We start from the raw sequence: 22,552 nt of genomic DNA on the forward strand, positions 1-22,552 counted from the left end.
TCGAAGCGGTGCGACAGGGAGCGGAGGTCATGAAGTTGGCGGCGGTCGTCCTGGCCGCGGGATCGGGAACGCGCTACGGCGGCGGCAAGCTCCTGGCGCCCTGGCGAGGCGGCGTCCTGCTCGACGGCGCCCTGGCCGCGGCCTGCGCCGCGCCGGTGGACAAGGTCTATGTGACTTGGGGCGCTGACCCCGCGGTGCTGGCCGCGACCACGGCCTTCGCCGTGCGCGCGCCGAAGGGCGAGCGCCTGGTCCTGGTGCATGCGCCCCGTTACGACGAGGGGCTATCCGCCTCGCTGGCCGCCGGCGTCGCCGCCGCACCTGCCGAGATCGACGGCGTCTTCGTCTTCCTCGGCGACATGCCGCGCATCCCAGTGGGGCTCACGGCTCGGATGGCCCAGGCCCTCGCCGCCGGCGCGGACGCCGTCGCGACCGAATTCGAAGGCCGCCGCGGGCATCCGGTGCTGTTCGGGCGTCGGCTCCTTCCGCAACTGACCACACTCAAAGGCGACCGGGGCGCCGGCGAACTGCTAAGTGGGCTGGGCGAGGCGCTGAAGCTGATCCCGGCGCCGGACGATGGCGTGCTCTATGACGTCGACCGGCCCGGGGACCTCGCCTAGGCCGTACCGAACCCTCAAAGAAAACACTTGGCCCGCCGCCGCCTTGGGGAGAAGACTCCCCCGGGTGAAAAGGCTCGCGCGACAGATGCGAACCCAGGGGTGGGACCATGGCGATGAAGTTGAATGTGAACGGGTCCGTGCGTGACGTGGACGTCGAGCCGGACATGCCGCTGCTCTGGGTGCTGCGCGACGAGCTCAACATCAAGGGGCCGAAGCTCGGCTGCGGCGTCGGCCTCTGCGGCGCGTGCACGGTGCACATCGACGGGGTCGCCCGACGCTCCTGCATGACCCCGATCTCGACGGTCGGCGCCGCCAAGATCACCACCATCGAAGGCGTCGGCGACTCGGTGATCGGCAAGCGGCTCCAGAAGGCCTGGATCGATCACGACGTCGCCCAGTGCGGCTACTGCCAGGCGGGCCAGATCATGTCGGCCACCGCCCTGCTGCAGACCCACCCGAAGCCGACGGACGCCGAGATCGACGGGGCCATGGCAGGGAACATCTGCCGCTGCGCCACCTACAATCGCATCCGCGCTGCCATCAAGGACGCCGCCGGCGTCGCCGTCGCTTAGGGGGCAGACCGATGAACGCGCCTGCCAACATCGCCCCGTCCCGCCGGCTGTTCCTGAAGACCGGCCTCGCCCTCGGCGGGGGGCTCTTCATCGGCGCCGGCCTGACCGACGCCGCGTCGGCGGATGACGCACCTGCCGCGCTCAGCGCCTACGTCCGGATCGCGCCGGATGGGATCGTCACCATCGCCTCGCGCAACCCGGAGATCGGCCAGGGGATCAAGACCAGCCTGCCGATGCTGATCGCCGAGGAGCTGGACGTCGACTGGAAGGACGTCCGCATCGAGCAGGCCCGGGTCGACACCAAGGTGTTCGGCTTCCAGTACGCCGGCGGCTCGACGGCCATGGCGCAGAACTACGACCACATGCGCCAGGTCGGCGCCGCCGGGCGGGCGATGCTGATCGCCGCCGCCGCCGCCAAATGGGGCGTTCCGGCGAGCGAGTGCAGCACCGCCGCCGGCGTGGTCCTGCACAAGGCCAGCGGCAAGCGCGCCAGCTATGGGACGCTCGCGACAGCTGCGGCGGCCCTGCCGACCCCGGACTTCGCCGCCGTCGCCCTGAAGGACCCCAAGACCTTCAAGATCGTCGGGCAAAGGGTCGGCGGGATCGACAACGCCTCGATCGTCACCGGCAAACCGCTCTACGGCATCGATGTCGTCGTGCCCGGCATGGTCTACGCGGTCTTCGAGAAGTGCCCGGTGTTCGGCGGCAAGGTGGTCAGCGCCAACGTCGACGAGGTGAAGGCCCAGCGCGGGGTGAAGGGCGTCTACATCATCAAGGGCGGCCCGGCGCTGGACGGCCTGCTCGACGGCGTCGCGATCGTCGCCGACTCCTGGTGGCGTGCTGACAAGGCGCGCAAGAGCCTGAAGGTGGTCTGGGACGAGGGCCCGACCGCCGCTCAGAGCAGCAAGGGCTTCGCCGAGCAGGCCGCGGCGCTGTCGAAGCAGCCGGCGACCCTGCCTGTCCGCAAGGACGGCGACGCCAAGGCGGCGCTGGCCAACGCGGCCCACGTGATCGAGGCCGAATACAGCTATCCCTTCATCGCGCACGCACCGCTGGAGCCGCAGAACTGCACGGCGGACGTCCGCAGCGACAAGGTGGAGATCTGGGCGCCGACCCAGATGCCAGCGCCGGGGCTGAGCCTGGTCGCCAAGACCCTGGGCGTCCCCGAAGCCAACGTCACGGTGCACATGGTCCGCTGCGGGGGCGGCTTCGGCCGGCGCCTGCTCAACGACTACATGGTCGAGGCCGCCGCCATTTCGAAGGCGGCGGGCGCGCCGGTGAAGCTGTTGTGGAACCGCGCCGACGACATGCACCACGACTTCTATCGGCCGGGCGGCTTCCACTACCTGAAGGGCGGCCTCGACGCCTCGGGCAAGCTCGTGGCGTTCCACGACCACTTCGTCTCGTTCGGGGCGAACAACGAGGCCGTGAAGTTCGTCAGCAGCGGCGGCATGACCGGGACGGAGTTCCCCTCCCGGGTGGTCGACAACTACCTGATCGAGGCCTCGCTGATCCCCTGCGGCATTCCCACGGGGGCGTTGCGGGCGCCGCAGAGCAATGCGCTCTCCTTCGTGCTGCAGTCCTTCATCGACGAGCTGGCCCACGCCGGCGGCAAGGACCCGGTGGAATTCCGCCGCCAGCTGCTGGGCGCGCCGCGGGTGCTGGGAACCCCGCAGACCGATCCCTTCGACACCGGCCGCATGCACGGCGTGCTGGACCTTGTCGTGGAGAAGTCCGGCTGGGGCGAGGCCAAACTGCCCGTCGGGACCGGCATGGGCGTGGCCTTCTACTACAGCCACAGGGGCTACTTCGCCGAGGTCGTGCAGGCCTCGGTCGCGGCCAGCGGGGCGATCAAGGTCGACAAGGTGTGGGTGGCCGGCGACATCGGCCGCCAGATCGTCAACATGAGCGGCGCCGAGAACCAGGTGCAGGGCGCGGTGCTTGATGGCCTGGCCGAGGCGCTCGGTCAGGAGATCACCTTCGCGAACGGCCGCGCCCAGGAATCGAACTTCGACCGCTTCCGCCTGCTGCGCATGCCGCAGGCCTGTCCGGTCGAGGTCCACTTCCTGCGCAGCGACAACCCGACCACCGGCCTGGGCGAGCCCGCCTTGCCGCCTGTCGCGCCGGCCCTGTGCAACGCCATCTTCGCGGTGACCGGCAAGCGCGTGCGCCGGCTGCCCATCGACGTGGCGCAACTGAAGTCGGTCTGAGAACAGGCGTCAGTCGATGAACGTTGGCTAGATCATGGTGCGGGTGCTGCTGTTCGGTCGGCTGGCGGATGTCGCGGGATGGCGCGAGCGGACCGTCGATCCGGCGCCTGCCACCTTGTCGGCGCTTCAGCGGCTGATCGGCGCCGACGACCCGCAGCTCGCCGAGGCCCTGGCCGGCGTCGGGGTCCGGACGGCGGTGGACCAGGTCCTCTCCCGGGGCGACGTTTCCCTCGACGCCGTCAAAGAAGTCGCCTTCATGCCGCCGATGAGCGGGGGCTGAGCGTGATCCGCCTGCAGGCCGAGCCCTTCGACCCGGGCGCGCTGCTGACGGCCTTCTGCGAAGGCCGCACCCAGACCGGCGCCGTGGTCAGCTTCAGCGGCCTGGCGCGGGGCGAGGCTGGCGCGGTCACCGACCTAGAGCTCGAGGCCTATCCCGGCTTCACCGAGGCGGAGATCGGCCGCATCGCCGCGGCGGCCCAGGCGCGGTTCGGGCTCGACGACCTGATGGTGGTCCATCGCATCGGCCGCATCGCCCCGGGCGAGACCATCGTCTTCGTCGCGACCGCCTCGGCCCATCGCCGCGCGGCCTTCGAGGCGGCCGACCACCTCATGGACTACCTGAAGAGCCGCGCCCCGTTCTGGAAGAAGGAACACGGCCCGGACGGCGCCCGCTGGATCGAGCCCACCGAACAGGACCAGGCCGACGCGGCGCGCTGGGATTAGAGGCCTCGCAGCCGGCGGCCCGAGGCGATAGTTTGGCGGCGTGATCGATCAGGATATGGAGCCGCCCATGAACGCCCTTTTTCCCGCGCCGGGCGGCAGGATCGACGAGAACCTGCCCTTGAAGCCGGTCCGGGTCGCCGTGCTCACCGTCTCGGACACCCGCGATGAGGAAAGCGACACGTCCGGCCACATCCTCGCCGGCCGCGTCGCCGACGCCGGCCACGCGCTGGCCGACCGGGCCCTGGTCGCCGACGACCGGTCCGCCATCCGCGCCAGGGTTATGGCCTGGGTGGCGTCCGGCGAGGTGGACGCCATCGTCACCACCGGCGGCACCGGCCTCACCGGCCGCGACGTGACGCCGGAGGCGCTGGAGCCGCTGTTCGACAAAAAGATCGACGGCTTCTCGGTGATCTTCCATCTGGTGAGCTACCAGACGGTGGGCCTGTCGACCCTGCAATCGCGGGCGACCGCCGGCCTGATCGGCGGCGTCTTCGTCTTCTGCCTGCCCGGCTCGAACGGGGCGGTGAAGGACGGCTGGGACAAGGTGATCGCGGCCCAGCTCGACAGCCGCCACAAGCCCTGCAACATGGTCGAGCTGATGCCCCGCCTGAACGAGGTCTGAGGCGCAGCATGAGCCGCCTCAGCCACATCGACGCCACCGGCCGCGCGCGGATGGTGGACGTCTCGGACAAGCCTGCGACCGCCCGCCTCGCGGTCGCGGCCGGGCGCGTGCGCATGGCCCCCGAGACGCTGGCCCTGGCGCTGGGCGGCGGCGGCAAGAAGGGCGACGTCATCGCCGTGGCCGAACTCGCCGGCGTCATGGCCGCCAAGCGCACCAGCGACCTGATCCCGCTCTGCCACCCACTCAGCCTGTCGAAGATCGTCGTCGAGGTGGCGACCTCCGCCGAGGGCGACGGCCTGACGGTCACCGCCACCGCCAAGACCACCGGCCCGACCGGCGTCGAGATGGAAGCCCTGACTGCGGTCTCCGTCGCGTGTCTGACGCTCTACGACATGCTGAAGGCCGCCGACCGGGGCATGACCATCGACGCCATCCGACTAGTCGAGAAGTCCGGCGGCGCCTCGGGCGACTTCCGGCGCGAGGACGCGTGAGCCAGGACATCCGCGACCTGACGGTCGAGATCGCGCGCGGGCGGATGCTGGCCGCCGCGGTCGCCTCGGGATCGGAGACCGTGGCGCTGGAGGCCGCGATCGGCCGGGTGCTGGCCGAGCCGGTCACGGCCCTGCGCGACCAGCCGCCGTTCGACGCCTCCGCCATGGACGGCTGGGCGGTCAGCGGGCCCGGCGACGGGTTCCGGATCATGGGCGAGAGCGCCGCCGGCCACGGCTATCACGCGCCGCTCGCGGCCGGTCAGGCCGTCCGGGTCTTCACCGGCGCGCCGGTCCCGCCGGGCGCCGACCGAGTGGTGATCCAGGAGGTCGCGGTCCGCGAGGGCGCGGTCGTGCGCACCTCCGAAACGGGCGGCTCCAAGCACATCCGCCCTCGCGGCGGGGACTTCCGCGAAGGCGCGGTGCTGCTGCAGCCCGGCCTGAGATTGGACCCCTGGCGCCTGTCGCTGGCCGCCTCGGCGGGCCGCGCGGCGCTTGTGGTCGCCCGGCGCCCCAAGGTCGTGGTGCTCTCGACCGGCGAGGAGATCGTCCCGGCCGGCGCCCCCATCGGCCCGGATCAGATCTACGACTCCGGATCGCCGACCCTGGCGGCCCTGGTCGCGGCCTGGGGCGGCGAGCCCCGGCGGCTGGCGATCGCCGGCGATGACGCCGCGGCGATCCGCGACGCGGTCCGGGACGCCGGCGGCGACCTGGTCGTCACCCTGGGCGGCGCGTCGGTGGGCGACCACGACCTGGTGAAACCCGCCCTGTCTGAACTCGGCCTCGACCTCAGCGTCGAGACCCTGAAGCTGCGCCCCGGCAAGCCGACATGGTTCGGCGTCCTGGACGACGGCCGCCGCGTGCTGGGCCTGCCCGGCAATCCGGCCTCCGCCCTGGTCTGCGCCGAGCTCTTCCTGCGGCCGCTGCTGATGAAGATGCAGGGCGCTGCCCCAGGACCTGCCCTGCTCACCGCCCGGCTGGCGAAGCCGCTGCCGGCCAACGGCCCGCGTGAGCACTGGGCGCGGGCGAGGTCCGAGGTCCGCGACGGCGGCCTCTTCGTCGAGGCCATGACCGACCAGGATTCCTCCCTGGTCAGCGTCTTCGCCCAGGCCGACGTCCTGATCCGCTGTCCGATCAACGCGCCGGCGGCGGAGGCCGGCGATCTGGTCGAGGTGCTGCGGCTGGACCGGCTCTGACCGACCGGCAACCTCGCTTCCGATCGGGATTGCCGATAGCCTGCGAACGCAACGCTGGCCGAGGGAGCGCATGCCGTACACGATCGATCAGAGCTCCCGGCGCGCTGTCCTGACCGGCGCCGGACTTCTGGCGCTAGGCGCCCTGCCCGCCTGGGCGGCCGAGGCGGCTGCGCCTTCGGTCGCCGCCGCCGCCGATCTCAGCTCCGCCCTGCCGGAGCTCGCCAGCCTCTTCACGAAGCAGACCGGCAAGTCGGTGAACCTGATCTTCGGGTCGTCCGGCGCCTTCACCCAGCAGATCCTGAACGGGGCGCCCTTCGAGGTCTTCCTCTCCGCCGACGAAAGCTATGTCGACAAGCTGGCCGCCGCCGGCAAGACCGAGGGCCCGGGCGTGCTCTACGCCCTGGGCCGGATCGGCCTCTTCCTGCCCAAGGGCTCGACGATCGCGCCGGGCGGCGACCTCAAGGGCTTGGCGTCGGCCCTCCGCGATGGCCGCCTGACGCGGTTCGCCATCGCCAACCCCGACCACGCCCCCTACGGCCGCGCGGCCAAGGAGGCCCTGACCAAGGCGGGGCTCTGGGCGGCGATCGAACCGCATCTGGTGCTGGGCGAGAACGTCGCCCAGGCGACCCAGTTCGCGACCTCCGGCTCGACCCAGGGCGGCATCATCCCGCAATCCCTGGCCCTGACGCCCCAGGTGCAGGCGGCGGGCAGCTTCGCGCTGATCCCGGCCGATCTGCACGGCCCGTTGCGCCAGCGCGCGGTGCTGCTCAAGGGCGCCGGCGCGACGGCGCGCGCCTTCTTCGCCTTCCTGCAGACCCCGCCCGCACAGGCGGTCTTCAAGCGCTACGGCTTCGCCCAGCCCACCGGGAAGGACTGAGGCCGGGCCGTGATCGACTGGACGGCCTTCGGCGTCTCCCTGAAGCTTGCCGCCCTGACGGCCGCGATCCTGCTGCCCGCTGGCCTTGGCCTGGCGCGTGTGCTGGCGTTCCGGGTCCGGACCGGCAAGGCGTTGCTGGAAGCGCTCATCGCCCTGCCGCTCGTCCTGCCGCCGACGGTCCTGGGCTTCTATCTGCTGGTCAGCTTCGGCGACGCCTCGCCGCTCGGGCGGCTCTGGACCGCCCTGTTTGGTCACCCCCTCGCTTTCAGCTTCAGCGGCCTGCTCGCCGCCTCGGTCATCGTCAACCTGCCCTTCGCCGTTCAGCCCATGCAGCGCGCGCTCGAAGCCCTGCCGCCCGACGTCCGTGAAGCCGCCTGGGTGAGCGGGCTGTCGCCTTGGCGGACCTTCCTGCGCATCGAGCTGCCGCTCGCCTGGCCAGGCGTGCTTTCGGCCTTCGCACTGACCTTCGCCCACACCATGGGGGAGTTCGGCGTGGTGCTGATGGTGGGCGGCAATATCCCTGGCCAGACCCGCACCGCGGCTCTCGCCATCTACGACCGCACCCAGGCCTTCGACACCGCGGCGGCCGGCGCCATGTCGGCCCTGCTGCTGGCGCTCTCCATCGCAGCGATCGCCGTCGTCTACGGCTTGACCGGACGCACGGGGCGGCGGCATGCCTGATCCGCCGGGCCTGACCGTCGCGCTGCGCCAGGGCGGGCCGATCCCGCTGGATGCCGCGTTCGACTGCGCGCCCGGCGAGCTGATCGCCCTCGTCGGTCCTTCCGGCGCCGGCAAGACCACCCTGCTGCGCAGCATCGCGGGCCTCTACCGCCCGGCCCGGGCGCTCATCCGCTGCGGCGGCGAGGTCTGGTCGGACCCAGACGCCCACCTCTGGCGGCCGCCGCATAGGCGGCGGGTGGGGTTGGTCTTCCAGTCCTACGCCCTCTTCCCGCATCTGACCGCGCTCGCCAACGTCGAGGCGGCGATGAGCGGCAGGCCGGCCGGCGATCGGCGCGCCGAGGCCCTGGCGCTGCTGGGGCGCGTCGATCTCAGCGACGTCGCCCACCGCACGCCGGGCCAGCTATCCGGCGGCCAGCAGCAAAGGGTGGCGCTGGCCCGGGCCATGGCCCGCGATCCACAGGTGCTGCTCCTCGATGAGCCCCTGTCCGCCGTCGACCGGCGCACGCGGCGCAAGCTGCGTGAGGTGCTGACGTCGATCCGCACCGTCTCGCGGGCGCCGGTGATCCTGGTCACCCACGACCTGGACGAAGCCGCGGACCTGGCCAGCCGGCTGATCGTCATCGACCGGGGCGAGCTCCTGCAGGTCGGCGCGCCGTCGGAGGTCCTGGCCGCGCCGGCCTCCGACCGGGTGCGGGCGGCCCTGGACCTCGAACCCTAGACGTCGGCCCAGCGGCGCATCAGCCGGTGGTAGAGGTTGGTGAGCGACAGGCGCGCGGCGTCCGTCTCGCCCCCGGCCGGCAGGCGCTGGATCGCCGCGTCGAGCTCGAACAGCGACTGGCGGTCGGCGTGGTCGCGCACCAGGCTCTGGATCCAGGTGAAGGCCGCCAGCCGCTCGCCGCGCGTCACCGGCGTGACCTCATGGATGGTGTCGGCCGGATAGAGGATGGCGTCGCCGGCCGGCAGCTTGACGGCGCGCCCGCCCAGCAGGTCCTCGATCACCAGCTCGCCGCCGTCGTAGTCGGCCGGGTCGCTCAGCAGCACGGTGAGGGAAAGGTCGGTGCGCAGGCGCCGGTCGGTCCCGTCGATCGGCCGGATCGAGCCGTCGACGTGCGGGCCGTAGTGACCCCCGCCGGCGTAGCGGTTGAAGAGCGGCGGCAGGATCTGCGCCGGCAGGGCCGCCGACACGAACATCGGGTTCCGCTCCAGGCGCATGCGGACCAGGGTCCCCAGGCGCACGGCCGAAGGGTCCTGCCAGTGCAGCTGGGCGTTGTGCTTCACCGGCGCCGACAGGTGTCCGGCGGTGCCGCGCCCATCGACCCACGCGGCCTCGCCGAGCGCGGCGCGGACTTCGGCCAGGTCCGCCGGGCTCAGGACCTCCGGGAGGTGCAGCAGCATGCCCGAAGGCTAGCCGGTGTAGGCCACGGTGAACAGCGCGGTGCGGCCTTCGCCGGGGATCACGTGGAAGCCGTGGATCTGGTCGTAGTAGAACTTGTCGGTCAGGTTGTTGACGTTGACCTGCAGCCGGATGTGCGGCGTCACCTGCCACTTGGCCATTGCGTCGAGGGTCGTGTAGCCCGGCACGCTGGTGAAGGGCGTGGTGGTCAGCGAGGCGTAGCGCTGCGACAGGTAGTTGAGCCCGCCGCCCACCTGGATGTTCATCGGCAGCTGATAGGTGGTCCAGAGCGCGACGCTGTCGTCCGGCGCGTTGAACAGCGGCGAGCCCAGGGGCGGCCCGCCGGTCACGGTCTTGATCGTCTCGCCGTGCAGGTGGGTGTAGCTGGCGGTCACCTGCCAGTCGTCGGTGACCTTGCCGACGAGTTCGATCTCGCCGCCGTCGACCCGCTGGTCGCCCGCCAGGATGTTGAAGGCGGTGTTGGCCGGGTCCGGTTCGCGGGCGTTGGTCTTCTCTTCGCGGAAGATGGCGGCCTGCAGCTGCAGGCGGCTCGTCAGCAGGTTCCACTTCGTGCCGAGCTCGAAGGTCTCGTTCTCCTCCGGCGCCAGGCCGATGTTGCCGGTGTTGAACGAGCGCACCGCCACGATCTGCGACAGCGATTCCGCCGACGGGTTGAACGAGGTCGAATAGTCGAAATAGATCGAGCCGTACGACACCGGCTTGAAGATCACGCTGCCGCGCCAGCTCGGCTTCTGGTCCAGCTCGTGGACATCCTGGCGGGTGGTCGGCTGGTTCAGCGTCGGAACCGTGTTGCCGAGGAACTGCGCCACGTAGTGGGAATCGAAGCTGTCCCAGCGCGCGCCCCCCGAGACTTCCCAATGGTCCCCGAATTTCAGGGTGTCGATCAGGTAGGCGCCGACGGTGAAGGCGGTGGTCTTCACCCGCACACGCGGGAAGTCGATGCCCGAGAACGGGACCCGCGTGGGCGACAGCAGCGAGGTGGCGGGAAGACCCAGGCCATTGTCATAGGTCGGCGTCGAGCTCTCCGGCCCGATCTCCCAGCCCGCGGCGAGGTGATGCTCGACCGAACCGGTGTGGAAATTGGCCAGCAGGTCCATCTGGTTCTGGAAGAAGGTCTCGCGGCTGGTGCCGCCCTGCAGCGCCCGGTTGACGGTGATGGCGGAGAGCGGCGTCGCCGCCGTCAGGCCGGTCGTGCTCACCTGGGGCTCGGTGTCCCGCCAGTGGCGGGCGTAGTCGGCGTAGCGGATCTGGTCGCGGATGGTGATGTCGGGCGAGAAGTCGTGTTCGAACTTCGCGGTCTCGACGTTGGCGGCGGTGCGTAGGTAATCGCTGTCGAAGCCGTAGAAGTTGTTCTGCGCCACCGGCGCCGGGCGCCCCCGCAGATAGGGCAGGCCGTAGTCCGGCAGGTCGTCTTCCCACTGGCCGAAGTAGCTGAGGGTCAGGCGGTTCGCGGTCCCCAGACCGAACGCGACGCTCGGGGCGACGCCTTCGCGGCTGTAGTGCACCTGGTCACGGTCCGTGACGTCCTGGGTGTGGCCCATGGCCACCAGGCGGGCCGCCGCGCCCGTGCCCAGGTCCGGCAGCGGCGCATCGAGGTCGACCACGCCGCGCGCCATGGCGTCGGTGCCGCCCACCGCTTCGGCGCGGATGAAGCCCTGCAGGCTGGGCGCCTTGGTGACCTGGTTGATCACCCCGCCCGTGGAGCCCCGGCCGAACAGGATCGAGGACGGGCCCTGCAGCAGCTCGACCTCCTCGAGGTCGAAAGGGTCGCGGGTGTAGCTGCCGAAGTCGCGCATGCCGTCGAGGTACATGTCGTTGCGAGCGTTGAAGCCGCGGATCGAGGGATTGGTCCCCTGCCAGCTCGACTCGCCCGCGCCGAGGGAGATGCCTGAGCTGTTGCGGAACACCTCGGTGAGGCTGGTGGCCGCGCGATCGTCCATCACCTGGCGGGTGGTGGTGGCGATCATCTGCGGGGTGTCGATCAAGGGCTCGGTGAGTTTGCTGAGCATCGGCTCGTCGGCCTTGTAGCCTTCGGGCGGCTGCGCCTTCACCGTGAGGCTGCTGACGACGGAGGTCGCCTCCTGGGCGGCGGCGGCGTCGCAGAACAGCAGCGCCGCGGCGATTGAACCGGCGAAGTAGGGAAGACGCGCAGAGCGTGGTTTGCTGTCGTCCTGAGCCATGGTCCCCTCAGTCATTTTTTAGCCGCCACCGACCTGTAGCGTACATGCATATCGGGCAGTAGGCCGTTATGCAGAGTCTTTGCAAGCCGGTCATATGACGGAAGGAACGACCGCCCGAGTGCACGAGGCTGAAGCTCTCTTTTCGCAGGCGTTCGGACGATTCCAGGCGCGCGATGATGTCGAGGCCGAGCGCGTATTGCGCCGGGCGCTCGCGGCGGCGCCGGAACATGTCCCGAGCCTCAGCCTGCTCGCCCAGATCGCCGGGCGGGCGGGCCGCGACGCGGAGGCTGTCAGCCTCCTGGAACGCGTGATCGCCCATGGCACGACGGCGGAAGCCGCGGTGGCAGGCCTGTGGCTGGGCGCCGCGCACCGCCGGGCCGGACGCACCGGCGCGGCCATCGCCGCCTATCGCCGGACCGTTGAGCGGGCCGAGGACGCCGGGCTGCTCAACAGCCTGGGCGTGGCGCTGAAGGAGTTGGACGACCTTTCCGGCGCCGCCGCCAGCTTCGAGCGGGCCATCGGCCTGCGGCCCGGCTTCGTCGACGCGCTCTACAATTTGGCCCTGGCGCGCCGGGACGAAGGCCAGACGGACGAGGCCGTGGCCCTGCTGCGCCAGGTCGTGGCCCGCGCGCCCGATCTGCCGGGCGCGCGCTTTGCGCTCTGCATGGCGCATCTGCCGCCGCTCTACGTCGACGCCGCGGAGATCGACCGGCGGCGGGCGGACTATGCGGCGGAGCTCGACGCCCTGGCGGCGTACGCCGAACGGACAGACGTCGGCGCGCTGGCGGCTGGCGTCGGCGTGTCCCAGCCCTTCTATCTGGCCTACCAGGGCCGCGACGATGCGGACCTGCAGCGCCGCTACGGCGCCCTGGTCTGCCGCGCCATGGCCGCCGGCCGGCCGGCCGCGCCGCTCGCCGATCCGCCGCGCCCCGGCGAGCGCCTGCGGATCGGCGTCGTCTGCGGCTACCTTCGCGACCACTCCGTCTGGCGCCTGCCGACCCGCGGCTGGGTGGAGGGCCTGGACCGCGCGCAGTTCGACCTGGCCGGCTTCCACACCGGTGCGCTCTGCGACGCCGAAACCGACCGGGCGCGCGGCCTGTTCGAGCGGTTCGTCCAGGGGCCTCTGCCATTCGAAACCTGGCTGGCCCGGATCGCCGAGTTTAGGCCCCACGCCCTCATCTATCCCGAAGTCGGCATGGACCCGATGGCGGTCCGCCTGGCGGCCCTGCGCCTGGCGCCTGCGCAGTATTCCTCCTGGGGCCATCCCTCGACCACCGGCCTTCCCACCATCGACGCCTATCTGAGCAGCGACGCCATGGAGCCGGGCGACGCCGACGCCCACTACACGGAGCGCCTGATCCGCCTGCCCGGTCTTTCCACGCGCTTCGAGGTTCCGGCCGCGCCGACATCGGCGTCACGATCGGCCCTAGGCCTGCCGGAGGACGCTGTCGTCTATTGGTGCGGCCAGTCGCTCTACAAATACCTGCCGGTCCACGACGGGGTCTTCGCCGAGATCGCCGCGCGGGTCCCGAAGAGCCGGTTCGTGTTCGTGGAGTTCCCCGGCAGCCCGCCGCTCACCGCCCGCTTCCAGGATCGCCTGGCCGTCGCCTTCGCCGAACGCGGGCTCGACGCCTCAAACCATTGCGCCGTACTGCCGCGCATGACGCCGCAGGACTTCCGGGCGGCGACAGGCTGCGCCGAGGTCATGCTGGACAGCATCGGCTGGTCGGGCTGCAATTCCGTACTCGACGCCTTCGCCCATGGCGTGCCGGTGATCACCCTGCCGGGCGACACCCTGCGGTCGCGGCATGCGGCGGCGATGCTGCGCACGGTCGGCGTCGAGGATTTGGTCTGCGCGACGTCGGCGGACTATGTCGAAGCCGCCGTGACCCTGGGCCTCGACAAGGCCGCGCGCGACGGGTTGGGGCGGCGGCTGAAGGCGGGTCTAGGCGGCCTGGCCCAGGCGGACGCGGCGGCCGCGCTGGCCCGCCGTCTCCTCGCGGACGCGGGCCGCTGACCCGGCGCCCGCGGTCGTCAGCCGCCGGTCGTCGACATATGCCGAGCCACGGCTGGCGGCTGCTGGCGACCGATCTGGAAGTCATGGCCCTTGGGCTTGGCCTCGACGGCCGCGCGGATGGCGTCAGCCAGGGCCTCGTCGGCGGCGCCGGCCCGGATCACCGCCCGCAGGTCGGCGGCGTCCTCGCGGCCCAGGCAGGTGTGCAGGGTGCCGATGCAGGTCAGCCGAACGCGGTTGCAGGCCTCGCAGAAATTGTGGCTGAGCGGCGTGATGAAGCCGAGGCGGCCGCCCGTCTCGGCGACCTCGACGTAGCGCGCCGGACCGCCGGTGGTGAGCGGGAGGTCCGTGAGGCTCCAGAAGCTTTCCAGTTCGGCCCTCAGGCGGGTGAGCGAAAGATACTGGTCGGTGCGGTCGGCCTCGACCTCGCCCATGGGCATGGTCTCGATCAGGGTCATGTCCAGCCCGCGCCCATGCGCCCAGCGGACCATCTCCGGCAGCTCCGCGGCGTTGTCGTGCGCCAGCGCCACGGCGTTGATCTTGACCTTCAGGCCGGCGGCCTGGGCCGCGTCGATCCCGGCCAGCACCCTGGCTAGGTCGCCGCCGCGGGTCAGGCGGCGGAACAGGTCCGGCTTCAGGGTGTCCAGCGAGACGTTGATCCGTCGCACGCCGGCCTTCGCCAGCGGCGCCGCGAACTCAGCCAAGCGGGTGCCGTTGGTGGTCAAGGTGATCTCGTCGAGCGCCCCTGACGTAAGATGCCGGCCAAGGCTGGCGATCAGGCCCATGACGCCCTTGCGCACCAAGGGCTCCCCGCCGGTGATGCGCAGCTTCCGCACGCCCAGGCCCACGAAGGCCGAGGCGATCCGGTCCAGCTCCTCCAGCGACAGCACCTGCGCCTTCGGCAGGAAGCTCATGTGCTCGCTCATGCAGTAGACGCACCGCAGGTCGCAGCGGTCGGTCACCGAGACGCGCAGGTAGCTGACCGGGCGGCCAAAGCCGTCGATCAGGCCGGCTTGCGGCCGGGGCGAAGAGTCGTCGTAGGGCGTCATCCGACCCCGAACATAGAGAGGAAGACGGCGCGGCGACAGCACCCAGCGTGAATTCCAGCGATGTAGTCGGTGGCGTCAACTCGCTGAGCGCTATAGACTTTCGGTGCAGAACGATCGGGCGGAGGCGGGTATGCGGACGGTGATTTTGACGATCGTTCTGGCGGCCTTCGCCGCCCCCGCCTTGGCGCAGGAAACACCTGCGGCCAAGGCCGATTGCCCGGCCATGGATCGCGCGCTGCTGCCGGGATTTTCGACCTGGACCGCGCAGACGCCCCTCGCCGCCGCCGTCAGCGCCGCAAGCCTTTCGCAGGCCCAGCTCACGCCCGGCAAGTCGGTCGTCGCTCGCCTGTCGCCGACGGCGGATGTCGATTTCGCGGTTCCACCTGAGAAGCCGGCTGACCCGGCCAGCCACAGCGGGTTGTTCGACGTCAAGATCGAGCAGCCTGGGACCTATGTCGTAGGCCTGGGCGCCGGCGCCTGGATCGACGTGCTGAAGGACGGCAAGGCGCTAAGCTCCATCGGGCACGATCACGGGCCGGCGTGCTCGACGCTGCGCAAGATGGTGGAGTTCCCCCTGCAGCCTGGCCGCTACCTGCTGCAGGTGTCCGGCGCCCCCGACGCCAAGCTGTCGATCCTGGTGACGAAGCGCCCCTGACTTTCCCGGCCGCGGGGCCGCCGCGCCAGGAACCGCTGTAGCCACCCGGAGTTTCTGCATGAGGCGGAAATCCCGAGGATGCGATGGCCCAACCCCCTGACCCTGAGCGAGGGCCGAGCCGGCGCGGCTTGCTGACCGGCGGCGCCGGCGCGGCCGCGGCCCTGCCCCTGTTGGCCAACGCGAAGCCGGCTCCGCCCAAGACGAGGATGGAGGCGAGGGCGCGGATGGCCATGATCTTGAACATCAACGGGCGCGACCACCACGTCGCCCTCGACCCTCGCACCACCCTGCTCGACGCCCTGCGTGATCACCTGGCGCTGACGGGCTCCAAGAAGGGTTGCGACCAGGGCCAGTGCGGCGCCTGCACGGTCCATGTCGATGGCCGCCGGGTGCTCGCCTGCCTGACGCTCGCCGCGACCGTTCAAGGCCGCGCGGTGACCACCATCGAGGGCCTCGCCGAGGGCGAGACGCTGCATCCCATGCAGGCCGCCTTCATCGAACATGACGCCTTCCAGTGCGGCTACTGCACGCCGGGCCAGATCATGTCCGCCGTCGCCTGCGTGCACGAGGGCCACGCCGTCAGCGACGACGCCATCCGCGAATACATGAGCGGCAACCTCTGCCGCTGCGCCGCCTATCCGAAGATCGTCGCCGCCGTGAAGGACGCGGCGCCAAAGATGGCGCGCGCCTGATGCGGCCCTTCCACTACGAACACGCTGCCGACCGCGGTGAGGCCCTCAAGGTCGCCGGCGCGCATCAGGGCGCAGCCTACCTGGCCGGCGGCACCACCATGATCGACCTGATGAAGCTCGACGTGCTGCGGCCCACCGCCCTGGTCGACATCAACGCCCTCGCCAAGGATCACAGCGAGATCCGGGCCGACGCCTCCGGCCTCAAGCTCGGCGCGCTCGCCCGGATGTCCGACGTCGCCGCCGACCCGAGCGTGCGCCGCGACTACCCCATGGTCGCTCAGGCCCTCGATCTCGCCGCCAGTCCGCAGATCCGCAACATGGCGAGCCTGGGCGGCAACGTCCTGCAGCGCACCCGCTGCCCCTATTTCCGCGACACCGGCTGGAGCGCCTGCAACAAGCGCCACCCGGGCTCCGGCTGTGCGGCGCTGACCGGCGTCAACCGCAAGCTCGCGATCCTGGGCGCGAGTGAGCATTGCATCGCCAACTACCCCGGCGATTTCGCCGTCGCCCTCGCCGCCCTGGGCGCCACGGTCGACCTGGAAGGCCCCAAGGGCCGCCGGGTGATCGCCGTTGAAGACCTGCACCGCCTGCCGGGCGAGACGCCGCAGGTCGAGACGACGCTGCTGGCCGACGAGCTGATCACCGGCTTCACCGTCCCGGCCGGCGCCTGGGCCCGACGTTCGCTCTACCTGAAGATCCGGGACCGCCAGTCCTACGAGTTCGCGATCGCCTCGGCCGCAGTGGCCCTGGACCTCGACGGTGGCCTGGTGCGGGAAGTCCGCATCGGCCTCGGCGGCGTCGCCGCCAAGCCCTGGCGCGCACACGAGGCTGAGGCCGCTCTGCGCGGGCAGCCGCTGACCGAAGCGAGCGCGGAAGCCGCGGCGCACGCCGCCTTCGCCCAGGCCAAGGCGCCCGGCGAATTGGCGTTCAAGCCGGAGCTTGGCCGCCGCACCCTGGTGCGCGCCCTCCTCCAGGCCCAGGCGATGGAGGTCTGAGCATGGCCGACGATGCAGGCCGCCTCATCGGCAAGCCCGCCGTCCGCGTGGATGGCGTCGCCAAGGTCACCGGCCAGGCGCACTACGGTTCCGACGAGCCGCTGGCCAACCCTGCCTACGCCTGGCTGGTCACCAGCACCGTCGCCCGCGGCCAGGTTCGAGGCTTCGAGCTGGGGGCGGCCAAAGCGGTTTCCGGCGTCCTGGACATCCTGACCTACGAGACCGTGGGCGGGCAGACCCAGCCCCTGCCCGGCCCCGACGGCAAGCCGACCACCACAACGCTCGACAGCGCCAAGGTCTGGCACGCGGGCCAGATCGTGGCGATCGTCGTCGCCGACACCTACGAGGCCGCGCGCGAGGCCGGCCACAAGGTGATCGTGACCTACGACCCCGAAACACCGTCGGCGACCTTCGACAGCCCCGGCGTGACCGAAGAGCCCAAGGCGCCCGCCAGCCCCGAGGCCAAGGAACCTGCCAAGGGCGACGCGGCCGCGGCCTTCGCCGCCGCGCCGGTGAAGATCGACGCGCACTATTCGACCCCGACGCAGCACCACAATCCGATGGAGCTGTTCACCACCACCTGCGTGTGGGACGGGCCGAAGCTCACCATCTATGAGCCCACCCAATCGATGTGGGGGCTGAAGGCCACCGTCGCCAAGCAGCTCGGCATCGATGCCGCCAATGTGCGGACCGTCTCGCGCTACGTCGGCGGGGCCTTCGGGTCGCGCGGCGCGGCCACCTCGCGCACCGTCTGGATCGCGCTGGCCGCCCGGCGGCTGAAACGGCCAGTGAAGCTGGTCCCGACCCGCGACCAGGGCTTCACCATGGCCACCTTCCGCGCCGAAACCCGCCAGCACCTGCGGCTCGCCGCCGGCAGGGACGGCAAGCTCCTGGCCCTGCTGCACGACGGCCGCGAAGTCACCTCGCGGCCCTCCGGCTACAACGTCTCCGGCACCGAGACGACGGCGCGGATGTACGCCTGCCCGAACATCGCCACGTCGTGCACGCCGACCGCTCCACGCCCGGCTTCATGCGCGCCCCGCCGGACACGCCCTACATGTTCGCCCTCGAGAGCGGCATGGACGAGCTGGCCTATGCGCTCGGCATGGATCCGGTCGAGCTTCGCCGCCTCAACGACACCCAGACCGATCCGCTGGACGGCAAGCCGTTCTCCAGCCGCTCCCTGATGAAATGCTTCGACCAGGCCGCGGCGAAGTTCGGCTGGAGCCGACGCAACCCGAAGCCGGGCGCCACGCGCGAGGGCGACTGGCTGATCGGCTACGGCTGCGCGACCTCCTGCTATCCGTCGAACATCGGGCCGGCCGCCGCGCGCTTGTCGCTCACGCCCAACGGCAAGGCGCTGATGCAGATGGCGGCGCACGAGATCGGCACCGGCGCCTACACCACGGTCGCCATCACCGTCGCCGACGGCCTCGGGCTGCAGGTCGCCGACATCACGGTGGAGATGGGCGATTCCAACCTGCCGCCCGTGCCGGTCGCCGGCGGCTCCAACAACGCCGCCTCAACCACCAACGTGGCGGCCAAGGCCTGCGAGGAAGTCCGCGCCAGGCTCGCGGCCGCCGCCGTGCAAACCCACGACAGCCCCTTCTTCGGCGCCGACCCGAAGCGCCTGAAGCTCGCCGGCGGCGCGCTGGTGGGTCCGGACGGCCAGCACGAGCCGCTGTCAAAGGCCGTTGGCCGGATCGGCGGCAATCTGGAAGTCCACGTCGAGAACGTGCCCGAGGGCATGCCGGCGGATTCGGCGAAGGGCCTCTATGAAGGCAAGATGGCCATGTCCCGCGGCGCCGGCCGCAAGGACGTCACCGCCTACGCCTTCGGCGCCCAGTTCGTCGAGGTGCGCGTGCATGCCCGCACCCGCGAGATCCGTACGCCGCGGGTGGTCAGCGCCTTCGCGGCGGGGACGATCGTCAATCCCCTGACCGCCTACAGCCAGTTCATGGGCGGCGCGATCTGGGGCCTGTCCTCGGCGCTGCACGAGCAGACCGAACTGGACCTTCGCGCCGCGCGCTATGTGAACACCAACTTCGCCGACTACCTGATCCCGGTGAATGCCGACGTGGGCCAGCTCGACGTGATCTTCGTGCCCGAGGAGGACCACCGCGTGAACCCGCTGGGCGTCAAGGGCATCGGCGAGATCGGCATCGTCGGCATGAACGCCGCGGTCGCCAACGCCGTCTTCAATGCGACGGGCAAGCGCATCCGCGACCTGCCGATCCGGATGGAAGACCTGCTGTAGGGATCGTCGAGCCGCCGCCGATCCCGCAGGCGCACCGATATGCAGCCCAAATTCCGTTCGGAAATAAGGGGTTGCAGGCCTCGCGCGACGGGTGCTCGCTCACAGCTTCGCAATGAGGTTGGAGCGGGCCAATGGCGACCTTTCAATTCAACGGCCGGCCGGTGACGCCAAAGAGCACGGACGACACGCCGCTGCTCTGGGTGATCCGCGACGAGATCGGGCTGAAGGGCACCAAGTTCGGCTGTGGCGTCGCCCAGTGCGGCGCCTGCACCGTGCACATCGACGGCAAGGCGACGCGCTCCTGCGTCACGCCCCTGGCGGCGGTGTCGGGCAAGTCGGTGACCACCATCGAGGCGCTGGACCCCAAGGGCGCGCATCCGTTGCAGGCGGCCTGGATCGAGCTGCAGGTCCCGCAATGCGGCTACTGCCAGTCGGGCCAGATCATGCAAGCGGCCTCGCTGCTGAAGACCACGCCCAATCCGACCGACGCCCAGATCGACGCGGCGATGAACGGCAACCTCTGCCGCTGCATGGCCTATGTGCGGATCAAGAAGGCCATCAAGCTCGCCGCCTCGCGCATGCAGGAAGCGCCCCACACTCAAGGAGCAGGGGCATGAACCGGATCGCCCAGCCCGCCGGGCCTGCCCAGCCGCTCGCGCCGTCACGGCGGAGCTTCCTGATCGCCGCCGCCGGCGCGGGCCTGATGTTCAGCTTCGCCGGCGGGGTGGACGAGGCCGACGCGGCCGCGGCCTACGCGCCCACCATCTGGTACGGCATCGACCCCGACGGCGTGGTGACCGTGCATGTGATCCGCGCCGAGATGGGCCAGCATGTCGGCACCGCCATCGCGCGCATCGTCGCCGACGAGCTGGAGGCGGACTGGTCGAAGGTGAAGTTCGACCACGTGGACAGCGACCCGAAGTGGGGCCTGATGGTCACCGGCGGCAGCTGGTCGGTGTGGCAGTCCTTCCCGCTGATGAGCCAGGCGGGCGCCGCCGGGCGGATCGCGCTGGTTGAGGAGGGCGCGCGGCTGATGGGCGTGCCGGCCGCGTCCTGCCAGGCGCGCAACAGCGTCGTCAGCGGCGCAGGCAAGTCGATCGCCTACGGCGAGATCGTCGCCAGGGGCGAACTGAGGCGCAGCTTCACCGCCGACGAGCTCGGCAAGCTGCCGATCAAGCCGCCCTCCGAGCGGCGCTTGATCGGCAAGCCCGCGGACGCCCGCGACATCCCCGCCAAGACCAACGGCGCGGCGGTCTATGGCCTGGACGCCGTGGTCGACGGGATGGTCTACGCCCGGCCCAAGCTGCCGCCGACCCGCAACGACTCGTCGGTCGTCGCCATCGACGACAGCGCCGCCAAGGCCGTGCCGGGCTACCTCCAGGCGATCGCGCTGCAGGATCCTTCGGTCACCGTGCCGGGCTGGGTGATGGTCGATGCGACCAGTTTCGTGGCCGCCAGCCGCGCCGCCGACCTGGTCAAGGTCACCTGGAAGACCGGCGACAGCGCCAAGGTCTCCGAAGCCGACATCCAGGCTCGCGCCGCGGCCCTGATCGCCGATCCCAAGGCCGGATCGCTGGTGGTCGAGGACAAGGGCGTCGACGCCGCCTTCGCCGGCGCCCGGAAGACGCTGGAACGCACCTACACCACCTCGACCGCCCTGCATTTCCAGATGGAGCCGATCAACGCGCTGGCCTTCGAGAAGGACGGGGTGTTCGAAATCCACACCGGCAATCAGTGGCAGTCGCTGGTGCTGCCATGGCTGGCCAAGGCGCTGGGCCGGCCGGAAACCCAGATCGTCATGCGCTCCTACCTGCTGGGCGGCGGGTTCGGCCGCCGGCTGAACGGCGACTATGCGGTGGGCGCGGCGCTGGCCTCCAAGGCCATCGGCGGCAAGCCGGTGAAGATGGTCTGCACCCGCCCCGACGACACCCGCTTCGACAGCCCGCGCTCGCCTTCGGTGCAGGTGGTGAAGATGGCCTTCGGGGACGGCGGCAAGGTGATCGGCATGGACCACGCCGCCTCCGCCGGCTGGCCCACCGAGGTCATGGCGCCCTTCTTCATGCCCAAGGGTGTCAACGGCGTCCCCTACGATCCCTTCGCGATCAGCGGCGCGAACCACTGGTACAGCGTCGGCGCCCAGAGGGTGCGGGCGATCTCGAACGACCTGGCCAACAGGACCTTCCGGCCGGGCTGGCTGCGCTCCGTCGGGCCCGGCTGGACCAACTTCGCCGTGGAAAGCTTCATGGACGAGGCCGCCCATTCGGTGGGTAAGGACCCCGTCGCCTTCCGCCTGGCGCTGCTGGACGCCAGCGGCCGCAACTCCGGCGCGGCGGACGGGACGAGCGCGGTCGGCGGCGCCAGGCGCCAGCACGCGGTGGTGGCGCGGGTCGCCGAGCTGTCGGGCTGGGGCAAGCCGCTGCCGGCCAACACCGGTCTCGGCATGGCCACCACCTTCGGCCAGGAACGGGACATGCCGACCTGGACGGCTTGCGCCGCCCGCGTCCACGTCGACCCCGCCACCGGCAAGGTGAAGGTCGAGAAGCTGACCCTGGTGATCGACGCCGGCACCATCGTCAGCCCCGACGGCGCCCGCGCCCAGGTCGAGGGCTCGGCGCTCTGGGGCATGAGCCTGGCGCTCTTCGAAGGCACCGAGTTCAAGGACGGCCAAGTGAAGGACACCAACCTCGGCCCCTACACCCCGCTTCGCATGGCCGACGTCCCGGAGATCGAGATCGTCTTCATCGAGAGCACCGAGGTCCCCGTGGGCCTGGGCGAACCGGCCACGACCGTCGTGGGGCCTGCCATCGCCAACGCGATCTTCGCCGCCAGCGGCGCTCGGGTCCGCAATCTGCCGATCCGCCCCAAGGCGGTGCTGGCGGCGATGAAGGCGTAGGCCTAGGCAGCCATCATCTCCATCCATCTCGCCCTGGGGGAGTTGCCGAGACTATCCGACCCTGAGGTCATGGTTCGGTTTGTCGCGGACCTGCGACGGCAGCAACTTGACCTCCTGGTTGATGACCAACTGGCTGCCGCCAAGGGTGCGGCGGGTCAGGACACCCTCCGACTGGATGATGTATCTCATGACATGGTCTCAACTTATTATTACCTACTTATGTTAGTCTTTGTCTTTGTCTTAACTTCGCCCGAGGGGGGCGTTCGGCGGGCCATCCTATTGCTTGTCTGGTCCAGACTGGCGCCGATCGGTTCCGAAAGCGCCCAAAGCTACGCCACATGAACGCTGTCCGCGGGCGTCAGGCGGATTTGACCGCATAAGTCACCTGTGCGCCAGCAGCGGAATTTGAAGGGTCCG

At 70.7% G+C, this 22,552-nt stretch carries 21 protein-coding genes and 1 pseudogene; 18 read left to right on the top strand and 4 right to left on the bottom strand.

What is annotated here, in order from left to right:
- Window positions 1-29 precede the first annotated feature (29 nt).
- The 11 genes from E8A49_RS21065 to E8A49_RS21115 all read left to right on the top strand — a co-directional run bounded on the left by E8A49_RS21065 (window position 30) and on the right by E8A49_RS21115 (window position 8,704).
- On the top strand, window positions 30-617 hold the full coding sequence (locus tag E8A49_RS21065; RefSeq protein WP_293386208.1) for an NTP transferase domain-containing protein: 588 nt from the start codon (window positions 30-32) through the stop codon (window positions 615-617).
- 107 nt (window positions 618-724) lie between these two features.
- The gene (locus E8A49_RS21070) at window positions 725-1,189 is read left to right on the top strand and encodes a (2Fe-2S)-binding protein (protein WP_293386210.1); all 465 of its coding nucleotides are present in this window, start codon (window positions 725-727) and stop codon (window positions 1,187-1,189) included.
- An 11-nt stretch (window positions 1,190-1,200) separates the two neighbouring features.
- Window positions 1,201-3,399, top strand: a complete 2,199-nt coding sequence (locus tag E8A49_RS21075) for a molybdopterin cofactor-binding domain-containing protein (RefSeq protein ID WP_293386212.1) — start codon at window positions 1,201-1,203, stop codon at window positions 3,397-3,399.
- Between the two features lie 34 nt (window positions 3,400-3,433).
- Window positions 3,434-3,679, top strand: a complete 246-nt coding sequence (locus E8A49_RS21080; RefSeq protein WP_293386214.1) for a MoaD/ThiS family protein — start codon at window positions 3,434-3,436, stop codon at window positions 3,677-3,679.
- A 2-nt stretch (window positions 3,680-3,681) separates the two neighbouring features.
- Complete coding sequence (locus E8A49_RS21085; RefSeq protein WP_293386216.1) at window positions 3,682-4,122, top strand: molybdenum cofactor biosynthesis protein MoaE; 441 nt, start codon at window positions 3,682-3,684, stop codon at window positions 4,120-4,122.
- A gap of 67 nt (window positions 4,123-4,189) precedes the next feature.
- Complete coding sequence (gene moaB, locus E8A49_RS21090; RefSeq protein WP_293386218.1) at window positions 4,190-4,744, top strand: molybdenum cofactor biosynthesis protein B; 555 nt, start codon at window positions 4,190-4,192, stop codon at window positions 4,742-4,744.
- 8 nt (window positions 4,745-4,752) lie between these two features.
- A complete protein-coding gene (gene moaC / locus E8A49_RS21095) occupies window positions 4,753-5,235 on the top strand; it encodes a cyclic pyranopterin monophosphate synthase MoaC (RefSeq protein WP_293386220.1) in 483 nt (160 codons plus the stop codon).
- Window positions 5,232-6,428, top strand: a complete 1,197-nt coding sequence (gene glp / locus E8A49_RS21100; protein WP_293386222.1) for a gephyrin-like molybdotransferase Glp — start codon at window positions 5,232-5,234, stop codon at window positions 6,426-6,428. Before moaC ends, glp begins: the two co-directional genes overlap by 4 nt.
- Window positions 6,429-6,498: 70 nt before the next feature.
- Entirely contained in the window at window positions 6,499-7,305 is an 807-nt protein-coding gene (gene modA / locus E8A49_RS21105; protein ID WP_293386224.1) for a molybdate ABC transporter substrate-binding protein, read from the top strand.
- Between the two features lie 9 nt (window positions 7,306-7,314).
- Window positions 7,315-7,986 carry a molybdate ABC transporter permease subunit gene (gene modB / locus E8A49_RS21110; RefSeq protein WP_293386226.1) on the top strand — a complete coding sequence of 224 codons (672 nt, stop codon included), beginning with the start codon at window positions 7,315-7,317 and terminating at the stop codon, window positions 7,984-7,986.
- Window positions 7,979-8,704 carry an ATP-binding cassette domain-containing protein gene (locus E8A49_RS21115; protein WP_293386228.1) on the top strand — a complete coding sequence of 242 codons (726 nt, stop codon included), beginning with the start codon at window positions 7,979-7,981 and terminating at the stop codon, window positions 8,702-8,704. The genes modB and E8A49_RS21115 overlap by 8 nt, the downstream gene beginning before the upstream one ends.
- Here the strand turns inward: E8A49_RS21115 and E8A49_RS21120 are convergent.
- Both E8A49_RS21120 and E8A49_RS21125 read right to left on the bottom strand, forming a co-directional pair.
- A complete protein-coding gene (locus E8A49_RS21120) occupies window positions 8,701-9,381 on the bottom strand; it encodes a Fe2+-dependent dioxygenase (protein WP_293386230.1) in 681 nt (226 codons plus the stop codon). The genes E8A49_RS21115 and E8A49_RS21120 overlap by 4 nt on opposite strands.
- Window positions 9,382-9,390: 9 nt before the next feature.
- Window positions 9,391-11,595, bottom strand: coding sequence for a TonB-dependent siderophore receptor (locus tag E8A49_RS21125; protein WP_293386232.1), 2,205 nt, complete (start codon window positions 11,593-11,595; stop codon window positions 9,391-9,393).
- A gap of 79 nt (window positions 11,596-11,674) precedes the next feature.
- On the opposite strand from E8A49_RS21125, the gene E8A49_RS21130 reads away from it, so the two are divergent.
- Window positions 11,675-13,597 (top strand): glycosyltransferase family 41 protein, encoded by a 1,923-nt coding sequence (locus tag E8A49_RS21130; RefSeq protein WP_293386234.1) that lies wholly within the window; start codon window positions 11,675-11,677, stop codon window positions 13,595-13,597.
- Window positions 13,598-13,614: 17 nt separating this feature from the next.
- Here E8A49_RS21130 and moaA read toward each other — a convergent pair whose 3' ends face one another.
- Window positions 13,615-14,643, bottom strand: a complete 1,029-nt coding sequence (moaA, locus tag E8A49_RS21135) for a GTP 3',8-cyclase MoaA (protein ID WP_293386236.1) — start codon at window positions 14,641-14,643, stop codon at window positions 13,615-13,617.
- Window positions 14,644-14,773: 130 nt separating this feature from the next.
- Between moaA and E8A49_RS21140 the strand changes: the two genes are divergently transcribed.
- The 6 genes and pseudogenes from E8A49_RS21140 to E8A49_RS21165 all read left to right on the top strand — a co-directional run bounded on the left by E8A49_RS21140 (window position 14,774) and on the right by E8A49_RS21165 (window position 22,135).
- On the top strand, window positions 14,774-15,298 hold the full coding sequence (locus E8A49_RS21140; protein ID WP_293386238.1) for a homogentisate 1,2-dioxygenase: 525 nt from the start codon (window positions 14,774-14,776) through the stop codon (window positions 15,296-15,298).
- A gap of 224 nt (window positions 15,299-15,522) precedes the next feature.
- The gene (locus tag E8A49_RS21145) at window positions 15,523-15,990 is read left to right on the top strand and encodes a (2Fe-2S)-binding protein (RefSeq protein WP_293386240.1); all 468 of its coding nucleotides are present in this window, start codon (window positions 15,523-15,525) and stop codon (window positions 15,988-15,990) included.
- On the top strand, window positions 15,990-16,985 hold the full coding sequence (locus E8A49_RS21150) for a xanthine dehydrogenase family protein subunit M (RefSeq protein ID WP_293386242.1): 996 nt from the start codon (window positions 15,990-15,992) through the stop codon (window positions 16,983-16,985). Before E8A49_RS21145 ends, E8A49_RS21150 begins: the two co-directional genes overlap by 1 nt.
- Window positions 16,930-19,242 (top strand): annotated as a pseudogene (locus E8A49_RS21155) (xanthine dehydrogenase family protein molybdopterin-binding subunit); the annotation flags it as partial. The gene E8A49_RS21150 and the pseudogene E8A49_RS21155, both read left to right, overlap by 56 nt.
- 131 nt (window positions 19,243-19,373) lie before the next feature.
- Window positions 19,374-19,859, top strand: a complete 486-nt coding sequence (locus tag E8A49_RS21160; protein WP_293386244.1) for a (2Fe-2S)-binding protein — start codon at window positions 19,374-19,376, stop codon at window positions 19,857-19,859.
- On the top strand, window positions 19,856-22,135 hold the full coding sequence (locus E8A49_RS21165) for a molybdopterin cofactor-binding domain-containing protein (protein WP_293386246.1): 2,280 nt from the start codon (window positions 19,856-19,858) through the stop codon (window positions 22,133-22,135). Before E8A49_RS21160 ends, E8A49_RS21165 begins: the two co-directional genes overlap by 4 nt.
- Before the next feature lie 51 nt (window positions 22,136-22,186).
- On the opposite strand, the gene E8A49_RS21170 is transcribed toward E8A49_RS21165, so the two are convergent.
- Window positions 22,187-22,324: a hypothetical protein gene (locus E8A49_RS21170; RefSeq protein ID WP_293386248.1), complete on the bottom strand. Its 138-nt coding sequence runs from the start codon at window positions 22,322-22,324 to the stop codon at window positions 22,187-22,189.
- Window positions 22,325-22,552: the final 228 nt, after the last annotated feature.

Source organism: Phenylobacterium sp. (genome assembly GCF_004799515.1).
Taxonomy (GTDB): Bacteria; Pseudomonadota; Alphaproteobacteria; order Caulobacterales; family Caulobacteraceae; genus Phenylobacterium.